The organism is Oceanospirillum beijerinckii DSM 7166, from assembly GCF_000422425.1.
Lineage (GTDB): Bacteria > Pseudomonadota > Gammaproteobacteria > Pseudomonadales > Halomonadaceae > Oceanospirillum > Oceanospirillum beijerinckii.
The window spans coordinates 38,758-58,336 of the sequence record NZ_KE383828.1 but is presented as its reverse complement, the minus strand read 5'-3'; the positions used below and the strand labels follow the sequence as shown (position 1 = coordinate 58,336).

Genomic DNA, 19,579 nt, shown 5'->3' with positions numbered 1-19,579 from the left:
CCCTTACGCAGCTTTAGCTTGTTTTGCTTTTTTCTTTTCATTGTATGCAGTGATCGCATCACGAACCCATTCACCTTCATCGTGAGCGGCAATATGGTGCTCTAAACGCTGACGGTTGCAGTGGCCGTTACCGGCAATCACACTCCAGAACTCATCCCAGTTCAGATCAGAGCTGTCGTAGTGACCACGTTCTTCATTCCACTTAAGCGCTTTATCAGGATGCTCAAGACCCAGTACTTCAATTTGAGGTACAGTCTGGTCGATAAACTTCTGACGCAGATCGTCGTTAGTCTCACGCTTGATCTTCCACTCCATAGATTTCTGGGAGTGAGCAGACTCAGAATCGTGTGGACCAAACATCATCAGTGCAGGCCAGTAGAAACGGTTCAGTGCATCCTGAGCCATCGCTTTCTGATCTGGAGAACCTTTAGCCAGTGCCAGCATCGCTTCGTAGCCCTGACGCTGGTGGAAAGATTCTTCCTTACAGATACGGATCATGCCGCGGGAGTAGGGACCATAAGAGGTACGCTGCAGTGACACCTGGTTCACAATAGCTGCACCGTCTACCAGCCAACCTATTGCAGCGATATCTGCCCAGGTCAGCACAGGGTAGTTAAAGATAGAAGAGTACTTCGCCTTACCGCTTTGCAGCGCTTCGATCATCTCGGAACGAGAAATACCCAGTGTTTCAGCAGCACTGTACAGGTAAAGCCCATGACCGGCTTCATCCTGAACTTTAGAGATCAGTACCGCTTTACGACGCAGAGAAGGCGCACGAGTGATGTAGTTACCTTCTGGCTGCATGCCAATCACTTCAGAGTGAGCGTGCTGAGAGATCTGACGAATCAGGTTCTTACGATAAGTATCGGGCATCCAGTCTTTTGGCTCGATCTTTTCTTCCGCTTCGATCTTCCGCATGAAATTTTCTTCAGGCGTCATACTTTTGCTCTCCGATCATTTGTTATTGGTCACATCACCATGTCACTAAAAACGAAGGCATGTGATGCTTTTTTGTATCGTACCCCTAACCAAACGGCAGTAAACAGGAATAGCAGGGGTGTCTGCATAAATTGGATACACAAACTGCAGGCTGTAATAATCAGGTTTCCTGCGATGTAGGCCAAATGATACATAACAAGATTTGAAAATGGAAGCCATGTATCACATATTGTTTTATGTCATCGTTTTGTGATCTTACGCAGGTTATGCTTCCTGGTTCGCTTAAGTGTAGTTAAGATTTCAGTGATTTGGCTCAAGGTACGGGTTGCATAGCATAGAATTCTTGTATTGAAATATTAGCGCTGAGAGTAAGAGCTTTGAGTGCGGGTTAGAGGCTGAACCTGAACTTCCACAATAGATAAATGACTTACGATGCTTATTATGCTATTTAACATAATATACATTATGCTGTTTTTTTGATAACAGAGTTGGATCTATATATCCTTAGCTACCGTTGAAGCTGTATGACTTAATTTTCAAAATGATATGCGTCAGGCTACATCCCCCCAGATTTGACCAACATAGTTTTGTGTTTCTCTGGGTGCTTTATCAAGCCAGCTACGGCCATGTTTTTTCTGCGCTTTACTAACATTACCAGGCCCCCAGTTATAGGCCGCTAATGCTGTTGGCCAATCACCAAACTGTCTTTTCAGTTGACTGAGATATTTGGCTGCATAGTGAATACTTTGCTCAGGGTTTAGCGGATCTACATCTGGATGCCATTTAGGCACAATCTGGGCAATCCCCACAGCACCGGCAGAACTCACCGTTTTACCAGTGATAATGTCTTTGCGATAGCGGGATTCCTGATAAATCAAACGTGCCAGCAAATTTTCCGGCATGCAATGATGTTTCTCTGCCTGACGGATATTAGAGAGATAAGGTTTTGCCGTTTCAGGTGGTTGCCAACGGCGATTACCTGATTTTTTATGGCCCTCACTGCTTAAACCAAGTCCCTTCTTTGCAGAATCCACATTGGCTTTTTTCTGATATTTGTCGTGAAAGCCTGGATTCGATCCGGCTGATCTTGAATAGTCCTTATCCCATAATTTCTTTTTCAGGTAGTTCTGTATAGATTTTTGCAGAGCTCCTTTTGCCTTTTTTTTCACCCATTTATTCAGTATTTTCTTTGCCAAATATTTGATCATAGATCACCTTGTGAAGTACCTTAATCTGGAATGTTATTTTCCAGTCTGCGCATACAAGTAGCTGAGTCCAAATAAAAAAGCCCGGCAGTGTTTGTTGCCAGGCTTTAGACCTTATTGCTTAGAAAAATTCCCCGCCGCTGTGAAATAAAAGCTATAACTCCCCTGTACCCTGCTCTGCCTTTAATTGATTCAGTGCCAACATCTGCTGCTCATTGTCGAGCATCAGATGTGCCTCAAGGTTAGCTAAGGTGTCATAAACAACGCCATACTCCAGCACTGTTTGCACGTATTTGCGGGTCTCTTTGAATGGAATCAGCTCGATCCAGATATCCAGTGGTAAATTCCCTCTATCTTGAAGCCATCTCTTCACTCGATGTGGGCCCGCGTTATATGCCGCTGTGGCGTAAATGCGACTACCAAAGCGATCCCGCATCTTGGCCAGGTAAGCAGTACCCAAAGAGATATTTGTGGCAGGCTCGTATAGATCTCGCTTGCCTGAATAACGCTGCTGAATATAGTTAGCGGTTTCTTTCGCGGTTCTTGGCATCAGTTGCATTAACCCTCTTGCGCCAACACCTGATTGCGCCAGAGGGTTAAATGCACTCTCTTTACGGGTAATCGATAGCGCCCAGTTGAACGGGATTTGGCTACGCTCTGTATACTTGCGATACAAATCAGGGTATTCCAGTGGAAAACGCAGATCCAGATCATTCCACTTTTTCAGTTGGGCTGCACCGATAATGGCTTGACTGTGCCATTGCCAATCTTTGGCCAGATATGCCATTGCATGACGCTGTTTCTCGTTTAGTCGCAGAAACTGACGATTCCACTCCATTCTGGCGTTGTACCATTCCTGGTGATGAACCAGTTCTTTCATACGCAGAATGGCAGGGTTTTCCATCAGTGAACTTTTCGTACTTACAGGAATATTGGCTGGCTCATAGTTCATGCTATATGGCATACCCAGCAAGTCTGCAGCCAGAAAGCCGTAATAACTTCGCTCTTGTGATATCTGATAGAGAATATCATCCTGTCGTTTCCCGGTAAGATGCTGCTGAGCAACGGCCATCCAGTAAGACCAACGACTCGAATGGCGCAAACCTGATGGTAACGCTTCAATTCTCGAATTAACGAGTGCCCAGTCCTGCTTCTCCATAGCCAGGCGAATCTTCCATTCCGTAATTTCCGGATTGTTATCCTCTGGATCCAATAAACCTAACAGCTCTTCTGCCCGCTCGTGAAAGCGGGCTGCCAGACGAATAGATAAATATCGATCCAACGCATCGCGAGTGTTCCTGGAAAACTTCAGGTGATCCCGCAGAGCTAACCAGCTTTCAGTTGCTACAGCCAAGTCTTTATTGGAGAAACGGCGCACCGCATAATTAACTGTCACATTATGGTTTGAGTTTCCGGTTTGGAAATAAGAGGTCTTCAGGTATTTGCCAGGATTTTTCCTGACCTGCCAGAACAGCTCCACATCTTTTAATGCTTGCTTGTCACTGATCTTTTTCTGAGCGTAACGGGCTAATTCAAAGTTACGCTCCTCAATAGCATTCCAAAAGCGGGTTTCTGCAATATCTGAGCTGAGTCCCTGCTCTTTTTCCCAACGGGAAAAAATACTGTTACAGCTGTTTGGCATAGAAGATCCCTGCTGCCAAATTGCTGCAATATCTTGTTTGAGTTTATTACTTAGTGGCTTTTTAGCGTATTTGAGTTCTACTTTTGCTTGAATAGACCAACACAGATAGCGGTTACTGCGAACAGGCAATAACTTATAGGCTTCCTGATAGTCTTGCCATTGCCCATTGCTTGCTAAAGAGCTGAGCCAGGTCTTATGCAACCTTTCTGCTTCAGGTAATTTTCTGTTTTCAGCAATGAATTGCTTTATCTGTTTTGCAGGCAACGCTGTGAGGGTTTTGCCCATCAACTGCGCTTGCAGGTAGGGCCTTAGGGGATAATCGCCCAAGTTTCTTAAACCCTTGCGTGCAGTTTCAAACTGACCGTTCTTAATATCATTTTGCGTTTTTAAGTACAGCACCCTTTGCTCTTGCAGTGATAGATTCTGGGTTTGTTCGGTACTTAATGTCGCATGTGCCAGATGGCTATAAAAAAAGGATAGACTGGTACAGGTAATCAACAGACCAGCTTGTCGGGAAATCAATTGCGGCAAACCAGGCATAAAGCCTCTCCTTTACTGCCAGTGCGCACAAGGCAGAAGTTTTAATTTAAAGCTGGTGGCCCAGACTTATTCTGTGCCTGAAAATACGATAGTGGTTTATTACTGTAATTCAAATAATGGCTCCCCACAAATTTCTATTAAGAAAATTAGGACGTTAACAGTCCTGTATATTGGTTCCAGTGGTATTACATAGTATCCTTGCCAGCCCTCCCGAAACGAATATTACTCCTGTCATGACTGAGCCAGCGCTGCCTATTTATCAATTAATTGAAGAACTTGAACAGATAGTTGCCCAACAAGAAATTACCCTTTTAAGTGCAGAACCCGGTGCGGGTAAAACTACACAGGTTCCTGTTTATCTTCAGAAAAGTCCACTATTTGCAAATAAAAAAATCATTATGACAGCCCCTAGACGTGTGGCGGCTCAGTCTGCAGCGAGCTACATGGCACAGCAACTGGGTGAAACTGTCGGTGAAACCATAGGTTATCGGGTGAAGGGAGAAAGTCGCTGCAGTGGAAAAACTCGGGTCGAGCTGGTTACTACAGGTGTTTTGCTAAGGATGCTGCAATCTGACCCCATGTTGTCCGATGTTGCCTTAATCATTTTAGATGAATTTCATGAGAGGACATTGGAAAGTGATCTGATTCTTGCCTTATGCCGACAAATGAACCAACTTTTTAGGGAAGATAACCCTGCTAAATTGTTAATTATGTCAGCTACTCTGGCTCAGGATGAATTAGAACAGGCGCTGGATACCCGGGTTTTATTCTGTCCTGGGCGTACCTTCCCTATCAAAGAAAACTTTACTCGCCAGAGTATCCCACTTTCTGAACGGGTTGCAGTAACAAGTGAACAATGTGAACTAGCCTTATCGCAGCACGAAGGTGACCTGCTTTGTTTCCTGCCCGGTGTTTATGAGATTGAACAGGCTAGACGCAACCTGGCAAGCTACTGCAACAGACATAATATTGATTTAAGAATTTTACATGGTCAGCAGAAGCTTCAAGAGCAGAAATCAGCCCTGGCCATGAGCGAACAACGCAGAGTAATTTTGGCGACGTCCATCGCAGAGACAAGCCTGACGATTGGTGGCATTACCTTGGTTGTCGACAGTGGCTTAGCCAGAGAGGCCCGTTTTGATAAACGCACAGGGCTCAGCCAACTGCATACCCGTTCTGTCACTCTGGCGGAAGCGACTCAACGGGCTGGTCGTGCGGGCCGAACCCAAGCAGGTGCTGTTTATCGCTGTTGGAATCAGGAACAACATGCGGCTTTAGCAAAACAAACAGAGCCTGAGATCAATCGCCAGGATTTAGCGTCCCTAGCCTATCAGTTGATTCAATGGGGCAGCGATGATTATCAGGAATTCGATTGGGTCACTGAACCTAATGCCAGTCGTTGGCAGGCCGCAATCGAACAACTGGAACGTTTGGGCCTGATTGAATCCGTCAACGGACAACACCAATTTACTGAGCATGGCGAACTTGCCCGCCAACTTCCCCTGGCTCCCCATTTGGCAAAAAGTTGGGTAGTATTGCAGCGTTTGAACCTTAATATCACAGAGCAACAAGCCGCTGCTGCCTGTATTGCTTTTTTGCAGGAAGATATAAAACCGCAATCTCCCGAACTTTTAAGCAGCCTTGAAAGTTTCTACAAACAAACGCCTTCAGCACGAAACCCACAGCTTAAGCGTTGTCTGAATACAACCGCTCGTTTAGTTGAACAGACATACTCGTCGCTTAATGCCGAGCACTTTGTCAATGATTATCACAATGATGAGTTTAGCCATAAGTTAATTGGTGCTCTGTTATTGGGCTTTCCCTCGCAGCTTGCAGCTCCGGCTACACCTGTGTCTCAAAGCTATAAACTGGCTAATGGTCGACAAGGTGAGCTGACCACACAAAGTCAATCACCCTACATCCTTGCATTACAGACCTATTCACGAACAGGACAGCAAAAAGAGAAAATCAGCTTGTTTGCAGAAGTCTCGGACCTTAGCGCCCTATTGCAAGAGCGACACCTGATTAAGGAACTGGATTTTTGCCAATGGCAGCAGGGACGCTTGATCAATGAACGTCAGACTCGACTCGGTCAATTGCTGCTAAAAACCATCAAATTAACGAATATTAATAGCGAACATCGTGTTCAGGCGGGATTAAATCGCGTAGAGAAAGAGGGCTTAGCGGCTCTGCCGTGGAACGAAGAATGCTATAAATTACTGCATCGCATGCGTTTTGCATATCAGCAACAGCCGGAACATTGGCCTGATACATCTGAGCAAACATTGTTAGCGACGATAAAAAACTGGTTAGCCCCTTATCTTGGCGATATTAGTAGCACAAAACAGTGGCAGGCTTTACCGCTACAACAGATGCTGCTTTCTATTTTTCCGTGGGAGCAACAGCAACAATTGGATCAACTGGTGCCTAAGTACTTTAATGCCGCCACAGGCCAGAAAGTGCAGCTGGACTACAGCGAACACCGGCCAACCATGCATATCAAGTTGCAAGCGATGTTTGGTACTGAAAATGTACCTCAGGTTTTAGGCTGTCCCGTTAACATCAGTCTACTCTCCCCTGCAGGTCGCCCTTTAGCGGTTACGGCTAACCTGACCACCTTCTGGCAGGATGTCTATCCGCAAGTCCGTAAGGAAATGCGTGGACGCTATCCAAAACATCCCTGGCCCGAGGATCCATTAAGTGCTGAAGCGACCCATAAAACCAAGCGCCAACTGAAAAGCTGATACATAGCAAAACAAAAAGGACCTGTATCAGAACTATACGCCTCTATTTACAGTAGGCGTATTTTTCTCATAACCTACAAAGCTCCTGTCACCGTCACCACTTTTCCTTCCCTCTGAGCATTTATAAACTATGCGGATCACTTAAATGATGAAATACTGGAACTCCTGATTAGTGGCAGCCCTAAGTCATTTATTACGAAGCATAAACATGGTTCAGACACAGATCTACAGTCTTTTAACTGGTACCACTGCCCACTTTGAGCCTCAGTCAGATAGCTCACCAGATTTAACCCCGCATTAAGAAGCAATCTGAAATGCTCTGATGACGAACTTATCGTTTTTTTAATTTTTACCCGATACCCCCCAAAAACGAATTATACTCACATGTGAACGTAGCTTGCCAGAGGGGTGATATATGCTCAAACATCTGGTTGTGTTAATAGCAATATACCTGTACTCCACATTCGCTATTGCAGAAGAGAGTACAATTATCTATGGCCCGGAAACCAGCCCCCTTCCACCGATCCGTATTGTTGGCGACAAAGATTACGCTCCGATTGAATGGCTGGAAGAGGGTAAAGCCAAAGGGATCTATCCATCCATTCTTCCAGAGTTGGCCAGAACGCTAAATCGAAAAATTCATTATCAGCTTACTGATTGGAAACAAGCACAACAGCTTGTTTTACAAGGAGAAGCCGACGTTCTAACGGTGTTTAGCCCTAACCCGGAACGCAGTAAGCATTATGATTTTGTCGATGGCTTCTTAAGGTTTGAACTGAGTCTTTTTGTCCGTAGCGATAATATGACGATACATAACCTAGATGATTTGGCAGGCATTAGAACTGGGGTCAGTAAAGGCGGTTATCTTAGAAACCTGCTTACTCGGAACAGTCAGGCCGAGCAAGTGGTTATAAAAGATCATCTATCCGGTTTCCAACAGCTGCTAAACGGCGAGATCGACGCCCTGGCCACCACGAAATGGGTCGGCGCCTATATTATCCAAAAACATCATCTGGACGGCATCAAGTTTGTTGAGCCTCCGATTCATATTAAACCGACTCATCTGGGTATCGCAAAGGGAAATGAGGAGTTGGCACAGGCTTTAGACACGGCAATCAAGAGAATGCACCGCGATGGCACTGTCGAATACCTGACCCGGCAATGGGAAAAGCATGAGATTGTTTATCTGACTCAGGAAAGGCTGACATCGATCTATTACATGCTGGGCCTAACATTACTAGGCGTTTTGATCTTCCTCGCACTGACTGCCATTGTAATACTGAAACGACAGGTCAATATAAAAACCCTGTCCCTGCGACAAGCCAATGCACAGTTGGAAGAAACCGTGTCACTTCTGACTAAAACCCAAAGCCGTTTGGTACAATCAGAAAAAGTAGCAGCGCTGAGCACTCTGGTTGCGGGTCTATCCCACGAGATTAATACACCGCTTGGGATCTCAGTTACTTTGTCCAGTGTAATGGATGAAGAAACAAAAACACTAAAGAATAAGGTTGAGCGAGGCAACCTGAAACATCAGGAGTTGGTACAGTATATTGATGAGCAGCTTTCCTCAGGTGAAATGCTATCCCGCTCCCTCAAGCGAGCGGTGCAACTGGTTAACAGTTTCAAGAGAGTAGCACTTGATCACACAAAAGCTCAGCGGCAAACATTTCACTTAGCCGATATTATCAATGAAGCCACTACACTGCACAGTAGCCAACTTAAACAGCAAAATATAGAGATCCTTGTTACAACAAATACACCGATTGATTTAGATAGTTTCCCCGGAGTCCTGACTGAAGTTCTGGGACATTTAATTGTTAACTCCCTGCGTCATGCCTTCAATGATACTGAACACCGCATTATAGACATCAGTGCCCATCAACAAGGAGAAATGACGGTTATTGAGTTCCACGATAACGGCAGCGGGATCGAGGATCAGTACCTTAAGAAGGTTTTTGACCCTTTTTTCACCACGCAGATCGGTCAAGGAAATTCAGGTTTAGGGCTTAATTTTGTCTATACCTTAGTCACTGGGTTATTAGGCGGTGAAATCACGGTAGAAAACCGGCAGGGTTGTCACTTTACGATAACCCTGCCTATTAATGCCCCGATATGGCAAGAAGATAACTAACGTATTAGCTCAGACCAGTTCTGAGACCGCTCAAGAAGCCTATAAAGAGGCTTCTTGAGCATTAAAACGATAACGGCTTTCCAGCTGGCTCACTCCCAGGCCACTCATCTTTCGTACCTGAATTTGCACCGGGATACGCTCTTTCATCGCTTCAATATGGCTGATCACACCAATCATCTTGCCGCTGGCGTTGAGGCTATCCAGAGCATCCAGGGCAATCTCCAGGGTTTCTGTATCCAAGGTTCCAAAGCCTTCGTCAAGGAAGAGTGAATCGATCGAGACCTTATGACTGACCAGATCCGATAAGCCTAACGCCAGGGCTAAGCTGACGAGAAAGCTCTCCCCTCCTGACAAGGTTCGGGTATCACGCACTGCATCGGCTTGCCAGGTATCCATCACTTCCAGCCCCAGCTCCTCCGAGGATTTACGCTGCAGCCGATAGCGATCATGCAGCTTCTGCAGCTGCCTGTTGGCCAGTTGCACCAGATAGTCCAGCGTTAAACCTTGAGCAAAACGACGGAATTTCGCCCCATCAGCAGAGCCAATGAGTGTGTTGAGATAATCCCAGTCACCCACTTGTCTTTGTTGCTGGTCGATCTGTTCTGCCAGATGCTGCTGGTTTTGGCGCTTCTCTTTATCCAGCAGTAACCTATGTTGCTGTTTGGTGAGATCATCACGATACTGCTGATGCTCAGCCTGAGCATCAGACAGCAATTGCTCCAATTTCACTTTATCAACCAGATTCGGGAACTGTTCCAGATGCTGCTGCATCTGCTGTTGGTACTCTTTATTACGGGCTTCTATCTGATGACGCTCTTTTTCCAGTTGCTGTTTGAGTTCAGATAATCGTTGAGCGGTATCTTTATCCAGCAGTGCCTGTTCAAAGGCATCCTGATCAACAAAAGGGCTTTGCGTTAATGTTTCTTGCCATTTATGTTGATGACTTGTGAGCAACCCTTGTTGTTGAATCACTTGTGCTTGCTGTTGCTCCAGCTTGGCTTTAGCTTCATCAAATGCAGACTGGCTCGTCTGCTGTTGTTTTAACTGCTGCTGTAGGTTCTTCTCAGATTGCTCCAGCTGACGCTGTAGACGTTGACGCTCTTCATCAGCGCTTTTCATACCAAAGGTAATACGACGCTCATCTTGTTTAGCGGATAATGCCTGCTGCTGCAGTTTTAACTGCTCATCGACTTGCTGAACACTCGCTTGCTGACTTTCCAGTTGTTGCTGTAGCAACGACTGAGTGGTCTGTAGTTGAGCAATCTCTTGCTTTAGCTCCTGCTGTTGCTGCAGGTACTGTTTTATCTTCTCGCACTCTTGACTGATATCCTGTAGCCATTGAGTTTGTTGCTCAGGATCAGGTACAGCATAACCATAGCTCTGTAGCTGGCTGTTAAGAGTATTTTCCAGCTGCTGCTCCTGCTGCTGATATCGCTCAACCTCCTGCTGACAGGCCAGCTGATTCTGTTGCGACAGAGCTGCCTCATGCTGATTTTTCTGCCACTGGCTTTCTAACTGCTGGATCTGAGCTGAGAGTTGGTGTTGCTGCTCCAGCAATTGTTGCTTGTTTTGCTGTAACTGATCCTTCTCCGCTAAGCACTGTTGCTGCTGAACCAGTTGATCCGTGAAATGCTGAAGAGCGGCTGTTAAGCCTTCAACATTTTCAATAGAAAAATTGAGTTGACCTAAGTCTCCCGTCAGTTGCTGCCACTTGGCCTGCAGTTGCAGAGCTTCCTGCTGTAAACGCTGCAAATTGTCGTGCTGCTGTTGTTGCAGGTTTTTAAGCTGCTCAAGTCTTAGAGAGGTCTTTTTCCCCTGCTCTTCCAACTGTGCCAGCTCTTGTCTTTTCTGCTCCAGACGCTGCTCGGTTTCCTCAGGTTGAATCTCACTGTAACTTTGTACCGCCGGATGTTCAGTCGAACCACATAAAGGGCATGGCTCGTTTTCTATTAAGCGCTGGCGTTCATATTGCAGCTGGTGGATCTGTTTCTCCCGTTGCCACAGATTCTCAAGATCAATCAAATGATCTTTTTGCTGCCGGTATTGCTCCCTCAGTCTGGCGTGCTGTTCAGGCAGCGGTTCAAGCTCCTGATTGACCTCTGACAGTTGCTGCTCAAACTGTTTAATTTGCCCTGTCACTTCCAGCCAGCGCTGCTGTACCGGTTCCAGCTGAAGCCAGCTACCTTGTTGTTGCTGTAAGCTGTGAAGTTCCGCTCTTGCCTGCGAGTCATTTTGAATCGTATGGGATCGCAGTTGCTGCTCGATAGCTTGTAGCTGCAGAGACAACTCGCTCTGCTGTGTGTTTACCTGCTCTAACTGCTGCTTAAGTGGCGTTGCCTGAGCTTGTTTTTGAGCTATAGCGTTGGTGAACTGACTGAGCTGATCAAGGCTGGCTTGTAACTGAAGCTTATTGCCCCGACGTTGATCAAACAATTGAGACCAACCACCGATTTGCTCATTCAGGTTCTGTTTATGGCTATTTTGCTGAAGATAGTGATCAGTTTGCTGTAATAACTGACTTTGACGGGTCAGTTGTTGCTGATTATTTTGTGTTTGTGCCTGCAGTTCTGCCAGGGATTGCTGTAGTTTTTGCTGCTGACTATCCAGTTCATGACATTGCTGCTGTAACCGTTCAATCTGGTTATCCAGGGGCAGCATCTCGTTAATGATGCGGTTCTCGGATTCCTGCTTATGCTGTTGGTCTGCTGTGAGCTGAGCCTTAGCCCGCTCTGCCAGTTTTTGATCTTTCTCTTTCTGTTCCCGACATTGATCAAACAGTGTTTGCTGCTGTTCTACCCGCTGCTGCCAATCCGTTAGCTGCTGCTGAGCATCCTGAAGTTTTTGATAATCCCCCTGAATCAACAATGCAGGCTGATGCAACATCAAGCGTTCAAGATCGGGCTTAGATTCAGCTTCCTGTTTTTCAATCTCCAGCAGCTGTTGCTCTCCCTGACTGATAGAGGTTTCTAGCCGCTCTTGTTGAATACAGGCTGCCAGCTCTTTCTCTAGTTGTTGTAGCTGGGGTTTATGTTGCTCAATCTGCTGGCTCAGCTGTTCCAGCTGCTGCTCAATGGCCTCAATCTCATCCGCAGTCAGCAGCTCTACCCCCTCCAGCTTGGCTTTCAACTTTTCCAACGCTTGCTGTTGCTCTTTAAACTGCTGGTAAACCTGTTGCGAGATCTGACCATAGATCTCGGTCCCCGTGAGTTTTTCCAGCAAACCCGCACGATCAGAAGAGGAAGCATTTAAAAACGCCGCAAACTGCCCCTGAGATAACAGCATGGATTTGGTAAAGCGCTCAAAATCGAGCCCCGTGAGTCGTTCCATCTGCTCAAGCTTTTCATTCACCTTATCGGCAACAATTTCACCATCCAGCTTGGCCAATTCGACTTTGATCGGCTGAGGTTTACCGTCGGCTTTACCCCGAGCACGGCGCTGAGACCAGAATGCACGATAGCCTTCACCATCGACTTCAAACTCCACTTCGGCCAAACACTCAGCCGTGTGATGAGTCATCAATTGGTTTTCACCACTTTGCGGTTTTTTCAGCCTGGGAGTCTGGTGATATAGCGCTAAACACAGGGCATCCAGAAGGGTGGTTTTCCCCGCGCCGGTCGCACCGACAATGGCGAATAAGCCACTGGTATTAAATGGCTGTTGACGAAAGTCTATTTTCCACTCCCCTTTCAGAGAGTTCAGGTTCTTTAAACGTACACTCAGGATTTTCATGATTTGATCTGCAACAGCCGTGTTTACTCAGATAATTCGTGCTTTGGGGATGAGAACCAAACCCAATGCACGGACTCAGCCAAATATGTTATGAAGGGATAAACTATTCGATGGGATTAGACAAGGTATCAAGCACTTGTTGAAAACAGGATTCCAGTCGCTGTTTACGTCCGGTCTGTTCCTCTTTTTGTTCCCCGTCTAACACCTCTTCCCTGTGCCAATCTTCCAGCTCCAGACGGCGCTGAAAAACATCACTCACGCTTAACTCATGCAACTGTAACTTGTCAGGCTCTGTGCCCTGCAGCTTTCTTAGTTGACGCTGGCGTCTGATACGCAGTACTTCAACGGGTTTATCCTGACACATCGCTTCGATACGGGGCTGCAGATCAGATAGGAACTCCTGGCTATCAACTTCAATATCCAGCCAGAGCATTTCGGCTTGCAGTTGCTTGATATGACGATCAACTAGGCTACTGCCATTCTGCCTCGTAACCTGATTATTCCCTTCTTCACCGCCTTCTTCATATTCAACGCCTGAGTCAAGAAATTCTTGTACAACCTGCTCTATCTGCCGCTCAATTTGAGCCAGATTACCAGTGATTCGAGCCATCGCCTGAAAACAAGGTACTTCAAGCGGCGTTACCTCAGCCGGTTGCTCCTTGGTGAGCTCAACCAATAATACTGATTTACTCTGCCTGGCTTCATCAAAGCTCAGGGCAATGGGTGAACCGGAATAACGGATATTGTCCCGTTTAGCCACTTTCTGACTACGGTGAATGTGGCCTAAAGCGATATAATCTGCCGCAGGGAATAGATCTGCGGGAAAACCTTCCAAGGTTCCGATATAAATTTCACGTACTGAGTCACTGACACTGGCCCCCAGTGCAGTGAGATGTCCGGTCATTACGATCGCAGGCTCAGGCTGATCCGCTGTAAGCGCTTCTGCCCGCTCTTTAGCTAACTGATACAAACTCTGATAATGATCAGCAATGGCCTGCTGTAGCTCGCGCTGTTTATCCTGGGAGGATTGGCCGGACTGACTGGTTACCAGATCCCGGGCACGTAAAAACGGGATAGCGCATAAAATAGCACCCACCTGCCCGGTATGATCCGTCAATTCCAGCAGACGCTGACTAAGGTTATCTCCAGAACCTGCAATAATAGAAGCCCCCAGACGACTTAGCAGGGATTGGGATTCGTTCAGAACCGCTACCGAATCATGATTGCCCGCCAATAACACCAACTGACAGCCTGTTTGAGTCAGTTGATCAACAAAACGGTTGTACAGAGCACGGGCATAACTGGGCGGTGTACCGGTATCAAACAGATCACCGGCAACCACTACGGCATCAATCTGATGAGCCTTAACCTGCTCAACTAACCAGCATAAAAAATGAGCCTGCTCCTGCTCTCGGCTTTTACCGTAAAACAGTTGCCCCAGATGCCAGTCTGAAGTGTGTAGAATCCGCATACACTGCCTATAGAGATAACGAGACGTAGAAAAAGTGCACTGATAAAAACAACCCGAGCCCGGCTTACGGTTTCAGACCAATACGCACCTGACCATTGTCAAAGAATTGCGCGACTTGCTTTCTTTTTTTACCGATCAATAAAGGGCCATCATCGAAAAACAGAAAGTTTTTCCAACAGCGACGATACACGCCCCAGGTGGTTTCGATTACATTTTCACTGTCGTAGCAGAAATAAACGACCGTGTTATCTTCCCACTGAAAATGCTGCGCCAAAAGTTCCGGCAGTTCATTACCGGGACGTTCCCAGACCTTCTGCCAATCTTCCTGTTCCAACCAGCTCTTACTGTTACCGGCCCAATCATCCTTTTGGAAAAAGCTATGATCCAGACTTTTTTCGCTGATCTGGGCACGCCATAACTGCAGAGAACGTTCTGCCGTCATCGGTTTAATCTGTGCTTTATCTTCAGGTGTAACAGGGAGATCTTTGTGATTAAAAATCCAACGGCGGGAGTATTCTTCAAAGGGGATATAGCTCATCGACAGCTGTTCTCCGATAATTCGGTTTAATCTGTAATATCAGATAGTTAATTATCGTGAGTATATCAGCTTAAACTCAGAAAAAGTCATGCTGTATCGGGAAAATTTATTTAAAAGCGGCAAAGTTTCAACGCTGATTAGCTTCCAACTGCTCCAGATAATCAACAATTTTCTGCGCCTGACTGAATCTAATCTGAGGAAAAACAGGCATACGGGAATACTCGGGATCACCTTTGCGGATAATACGCACCACCTTAGCCCGACTGATCTTGTGATCGTAAACCGGTGGAATTCCGAGGAAGAAATTGCCATTTCCTGAAGCCCGATGACAACCCGAGCAATACTCGGTATAGAGCTGTTGCCCATTCGCTGTTGCAGAAGGGACTGCCGGGTTATACATCAACCTTAAAAAAACAAAGACCGCTACGATCATCAGTAGGAGAAGAATGATAAAACGCTTCAGATAAACAATGTTCATTACAGCTCCTTGATCACATTCTTAGGTGTCCTGTTTATAATGTAGCGTTCTTAACACTCTGTCCCAAATTCTTTTTCGTTAACTGCTCAAGCAAGGCATTAAATTTCGCATAGTAGATTAATTATTTGATCCGTATCTATAAACAGGAAAAAATGCTTTTTTTTCAAACGATTGAGATTTGTAAAATACAGCTTACCCCTTGTTCTTTTGCCCTCTCAAGAGGACAATATGTCGATTAATCATGGCTAATTAACTAAGAGAAGGCTTCACTCAACAAGAGAAACCAATCGACTGTCTTGCGTGTAAAACTTTTTTAGCCATGTGATTTGCCATCGACAACCCTAGGGAGAAAAGAATGCGCTCTATACTTGTGGCTCTATTAACCTTCGTTATGTCGGCAGGTGCCCACGCTCAACAAACGATCACTGTTGGCATTGTTCCACAGTTTCAGGTCAAAAAGCTCCATTCTATCTGGCGGCCAATTCTTCATACCCTTGAGCAAGAAACCGGTTACACATTCGAATTGCAGGGCTCTCCGGATATTCCCACTTATGAAAAAGAGTTTATGGCAGGTCAATTTGATCTGGCCTATATGAACCCTTATCACTACCTTGTTGCGGAAGAGATCTATACCCCTATGGTACGCGACGTAGGGCGTCAGCTATTTGGGATTGTCGTAGTGGCTAAAGACAGTCCTTATCAATCGCTGGCGGATCTTGATGGTAAACGCATTGCTTTGCCCGCACCAAATGCCCTCGGCGCCTCACTGATGACCCGAGCTGCAATGACCAATGATTATAAAATTGACTACAGCACCCAATATGTAAAAACCCACTCCTCCGTCTACCTTAATGTTGCGCTTGGAAAAGCAGAAGCGGGAGGTGGTGTTCAGAAAACCCTGAGTCGTCAGCCGGAAAATATACGAAATCGCCTGCGGGTACTCTACTCGACAGAAAAGGTCTCTCCTCATCCGATTGTGGTTAAGAAAACCCTGCCACCTGAAGTCGCTCAGCGCATTAAAGAAGCACTATTAGCTATGGCTAAAACGCCACGAGGAGCCAAGCTGCTCAGTAAAGTGCCCTTCAAGCAATTGGGTGAAGCTGTACCGGCTGATTATGAACCTTTAAGAGGTATGCACCTGGAAAACTTTTTTCATAAAGGGGACTAAAAAATAAAGGGTCTGCCAGATATGAGAGTTCAGGTATTTATAGCTATCGACTATTTATCCTGAGCCCGATTGATGCTAAATCTGCCGCCTTGAGCCGCCACATTTTGACTATTAAGGTTTATAAATGAAGTTACAGCGCAAGATTATCCTGCCTTCTCTTTTGGCCTTTGCCGCACTAATGCTGGTGCTACGATGGTTCGTACTGCCCGTTGAAATTGAGCAGCAGGTTAAGCTTGCCGTTGAGCAGGAAACCCATCGCCTGCAGACTCTGTCACCCATTATTGGTGAAGAGATGCTCTCTGGCGATATCGCCCGCATTCACGAAATTCTGGAAAAGGCCGAAAATGGTTATTCAGAACAATGGGCTGCTCTCAGCTTGATCGATAATGACCAGCTGCTGCTCTATCCGTTTGATAAACCCATGCCACCGACTGATATCGATTACGTTCGAATTGAACAAGCCGTTGAGTGGTCTGATGAAGCACTGGGTCTATTGCGTTTACAGATGGATATCGCACCAATTAAACAGCGCATCCAAAAACAGATTCGGCAGTTTGAGTATCTGGTTGCCGGAATGATTCTATTGATGATATTGATGGCTGCAATCTGGAACCGTCGTATCGTCGTCAAGCCGGTCGTTGACCTTGCAAAAGCGACCCGGGAGCTGAGAGCCGGTAACTTTGATGCCCCCCTGCCCGATTCATCCAGGGATGAAATTGGTGAACTGACCCATGCCTTTGATGAAATGCGCTTATCTTTGCAGGAAGCACAGAGAAAATCAGCTGACGACACCCGTAAACTGCAGCAGGCAAACCACTTTATTGAGCAAAAGAATAAAGAGCTTGAAATAGCATTAGAGGAAGCCAAAGGTGTCGCGAAAGCCAAGAGTCAATTTCTGGCGATGATGAGTCACGAGATCCGTACCCCCATGAACGGTGTGTTAGGTATGGCAGATATTCTGGCCAGCACTCCGCTTGAGCATGATCAGCAGGAATACCTTCAGGTGATCCGAAGCTCCGGTGAATCCCTGCTCAATATTCTAAATGATATTCTGGACTTCTCAAAAATCGAAGCAGGTCAGCTCACCTTATCACCGGTCGAGTGCCATCTTGTCGATGTAATGGAGCACACATGCCAGCTGTTCACCCAGAACGCTCACAGCAAAGGGATCGAGATTATCGCACTGCCGCCCAGCAGTCTGGATCACTTTGTCGTAGTTGATGTGGGTCGATTGGAACAGGTGTTGTCAAATCTAATCAGTAACGCAGTGAAATTTACTGAAAGCGGTCAGGTCGATGTCCGCCTTAAAGTGCTGGAAGAGCAGCAGCTTGGTTATCGCCTTCGCTTTGATATCCAGGATACCGGCATTGGAATTAAACCCGAAGTGCAGAACAAGCTGTTTAACAAGTTTGTGCAAGCGGATCATTCAACCGCCCGACAGTTCGGTGGGACAGGTCTTGGCTTGGCGATCTGCAAACAGTTGATTGAACTGATGGGCGGTGAGATCGGTATTGAAAGCTCCTTAGGCCATGGCACACGGGTCTGGTTTGAGCTGATCCTGGACAAATCCAGAAAAATACCTGCAAATGACAAAATAGAGGTCTTGGACAGAAATACTCATATCCTTTTAGTTGATGATATTCCGGCCAATATTGAGCTGATGCAACATATTTTGAAAGATCAGGCAGTGACCATCAGCTCTGCCTATTCTGCTCATAAAGCACTGGATCTGCTTCATGAAGCCGTTGAAACAGGCAATCCTGTGGATCTCTTAATCACCGACCATATGATGCCCGGAACCGACGGTTTGGAGCTGGTGCAGCTGACTAAAAAGAACATTCAACATCAACCCAAGGTGTTGATGCTCTCCTCAGCCGATCAGGATCAACTGCATGAAGAGGGCAAAGCTCTGCTGGATTGTTTTATGCCAAAGCCGATCCGTAAAGATGCTCTGCTGCGCCAAGTGTTTCATCTATTGGAGAATGGTGCCACATCCCAAGTATCATCGACCAAATCGACCAAAAGAGCATCATTAGCCGGAGAAGCGAATAATAGAGATAGCCAAGAACTCAGTATCCTGCTGGTTGAAGATGTGTTGGTGAATCAGATGGTGGTTCAAGGCATGCTGTCTCAGTCCGGTCTGTCGGCAGACTGGGCGCAAAATGGACAGGAAGCGGTCGAGAAAGTTAAGGACAACTATTACGATCTGGTACTGATGGATATTCAGATGCCGATCATGGACGGTTATCAGGCCAGCCAGGCGATTCGTTTGTACCAGGAAGAAAATCATCTGCCAGCAACGCCAATCATCGCACTGACAGCACACGCAATGAAAGGAGACATGGAGCGCTGTTATGAAGCGGGTATGAATGACTATCTGACCAAGCCCATTAGCGCCGATAAACTGATTTCAACCATTAATCACTGGACGAAAGAACCTCACACCTCTCAACAGTCAGCTCACTCTCATCAGTCTTTATCTCAACAGCATATTCAGCCAGACAAGAGTGTGTCAGCGCATGAGCCGGCTTCATTTAAGGCCAGTGTAATGCCCCTACCTTCTACTCCAACTGCTTTAAACAGCCCTTCTGGCACATTGCAGCAAGCTCCGTCAGATTGCGATACAGTTAGCAAAGGTAGTATTGATGAAGTTCTGCCACTGATTAACCTATCGACATTGCAGCGATTGGAAAAAGAGATGGGGGGCAACCTCTCCCCTATCTACAATCAATTTGTCTCAACTCTGCCAGCAACCCTGGACGAGCTGGACAGTGCGATAAATAAACAGGATAGCGATACGGTACAAAAGATCAGCCATCGCATTAAAGGCAGCAGCCGCAATCTGGGCTTGGATGCTCTCGGTGAACAAGCCTTTACAATGGAGACCCTTAGCCATCAGGCCTGCGAAAACTGGCACGATGGTTACCAACAACTAAAAACAATCAGTAAGGACACAGAGTCTGCTATAGCAGAGTATTTTGCTGAATAACC

11 protein-coding genes are annotated in these 19,579 nt (G+C 46.3%); 4 read left to right on the top strand and 7 right to left on the bottom strand.

Translation table 11 applies throughout. From position 1 onward, the window contains the following. Positions 1-3: 3 nt before the first annotated feature. The 3 genes from paaA to H579_RS0118940 all read right to left on the bottom strand — a co-directional run bounded on the left by paaA (position 4) and on the right by H579_RS0118940 (position 4,326). Positions 4-939, bottom strand: a complete 936-nt coding sequence (gene paaA, locus H579_RS0118950; RefSeq protein ID WP_028301960.1) for a 1,2-phenylacetyl-CoA epoxidase subunit PaaA — start codon at positions 937-939, stop codon at positions 4-6. A 551-nt stretch (positions 940-1,490) separates the two neighbouring features. Continuing rightward, positions 1,491-2,147 (bottom strand): lytic transglycosylase domain-containing protein, encoded by a 657-nt coding sequence (locus H579_RS28150; protein WP_051227920.1) that lies wholly within the window; start codon positions 2,145-2,147, stop codon positions 1,491-1,493. Between the two features lie 151 nt (positions 2,148-2,298). Continuing rightward, complete coding sequence (locus H579_RS0118940) at positions 2,299-4,326, bottom strand: transglycosylase SLT domain-containing protein (protein ID WP_051227917.1); 2,028 nt, start codon at positions 4,324-4,326, stop codon at positions 2,299-2,301. A 233-nt stretch (positions 4,327-4,559) separates the two neighbouring features. On the opposite strand from H579_RS0118940, the gene hrpB reads away from it, so the two are divergent. Together hrpB and H579_RS28145 are read left to right on the top strand one after the other, a co-directional pair. Next, on the top strand, positions 4,560-7,070 hold the full coding sequence (hrpB, locus tag H579_RS0118935; protein ID WP_028301958.1) for an ATP-dependent helicase HrpB: 2,511 nt from the start codon (positions 4,560-4,562) through the stop codon (positions 7,068-7,070). A 415-nt stretch (positions 7,071-7,485) separates the two neighbouring features. Then, positions 7,486-9,204, top strand: coding sequence for a transporter substrate-binding domain-containing protein (locus H579_RS28145; protein ID WP_028301957.1), 1,719 nt, complete (start codon positions 7,486-7,488; stop codon positions 9,202-9,204). Positions 9,205-9,243: 39 nt separating this feature from the next. On the opposite strand, the gene H579_RS0118925 is transcribed toward H579_RS28145, so the two are convergent. From H579_RS0118925 to H579_RS0118910, 4 genes are all read right to left on the bottom strand, one after another. Next, positions 9,244-12,933 carry an AAA family ATPase gene (locus tag H579_RS0118925; RefSeq protein WP_028301956.1) on the bottom strand — a complete coding sequence of 1,230 codons (3,690 nt, stop codon included), beginning with the start codon at positions 12,931-12,933 and terminating at the stop codon, positions 9,244-9,246. A gap of 103 nt (positions 12,934-13,036) precedes the next feature. Then, entirely contained in the window at positions 13,037-14,404 is a 1,368-nt protein-coding gene (gene sbcD / locus H579_RS0118920) for an exonuclease subunit SbcD (RefSeq protein ID WP_028301955.1), read from the bottom strand. A gap of 64 nt (positions 14,405-14,468) precedes the next feature. Beyond that, positions 14,469-14,942, bottom strand: coding sequence for a DUF2947 domain-containing protein (locus H579_RS0118915; protein ID WP_028301954.1), 474 nt, complete (start codon positions 14,940-14,942; stop codon positions 14,469-14,471). Positions 14,943-15,069: 127 nt separating this feature from the next. After that, on the bottom strand, positions 15,070-15,420 hold the full coding sequence (locus H579_RS0118910; protein ID WP_028301953.1) for a c-type cytochrome: 351 nt from the start codon (positions 15,418-15,420) through the stop codon (positions 15,070-15,072). Between the two features lie 355 nt (positions 15,421-15,775). Between H579_RS0118910 and H579_RS0118905 the strand changes: the two genes are divergently transcribed. Together H579_RS0118905 and H579_RS0118900 are read left to right on the top strand one after the other, a co-directional pair. Continuing rightward, positions 15,776-16,588, top strand: a complete 813-nt coding sequence (locus tag H579_RS0118905) for a phosphate/phosphite/phosphonate ABC transporter substrate-binding protein (RefSeq protein ID WP_028301952.1) — start codon at positions 15,776-15,778, stop codon at positions 16,586-16,588. A 124-nt stretch (positions 16,589-16,712) separates the two neighbouring features. Continuing rightward, the gene (locus H579_RS0118900) at positions 16,713-19,577 is read left to right on the top strand and encodes a hybrid sensor histidine kinase/response regulator (RefSeq protein WP_028301951.1); all 2,865 of its coding nucleotides are present in this window, start codon (positions 16,713-16,715) and stop codon (positions 19,575-19,577) included. The last annotated feature ends 2 nt before the right edge of the window (positions 19,578-19,579 follow it).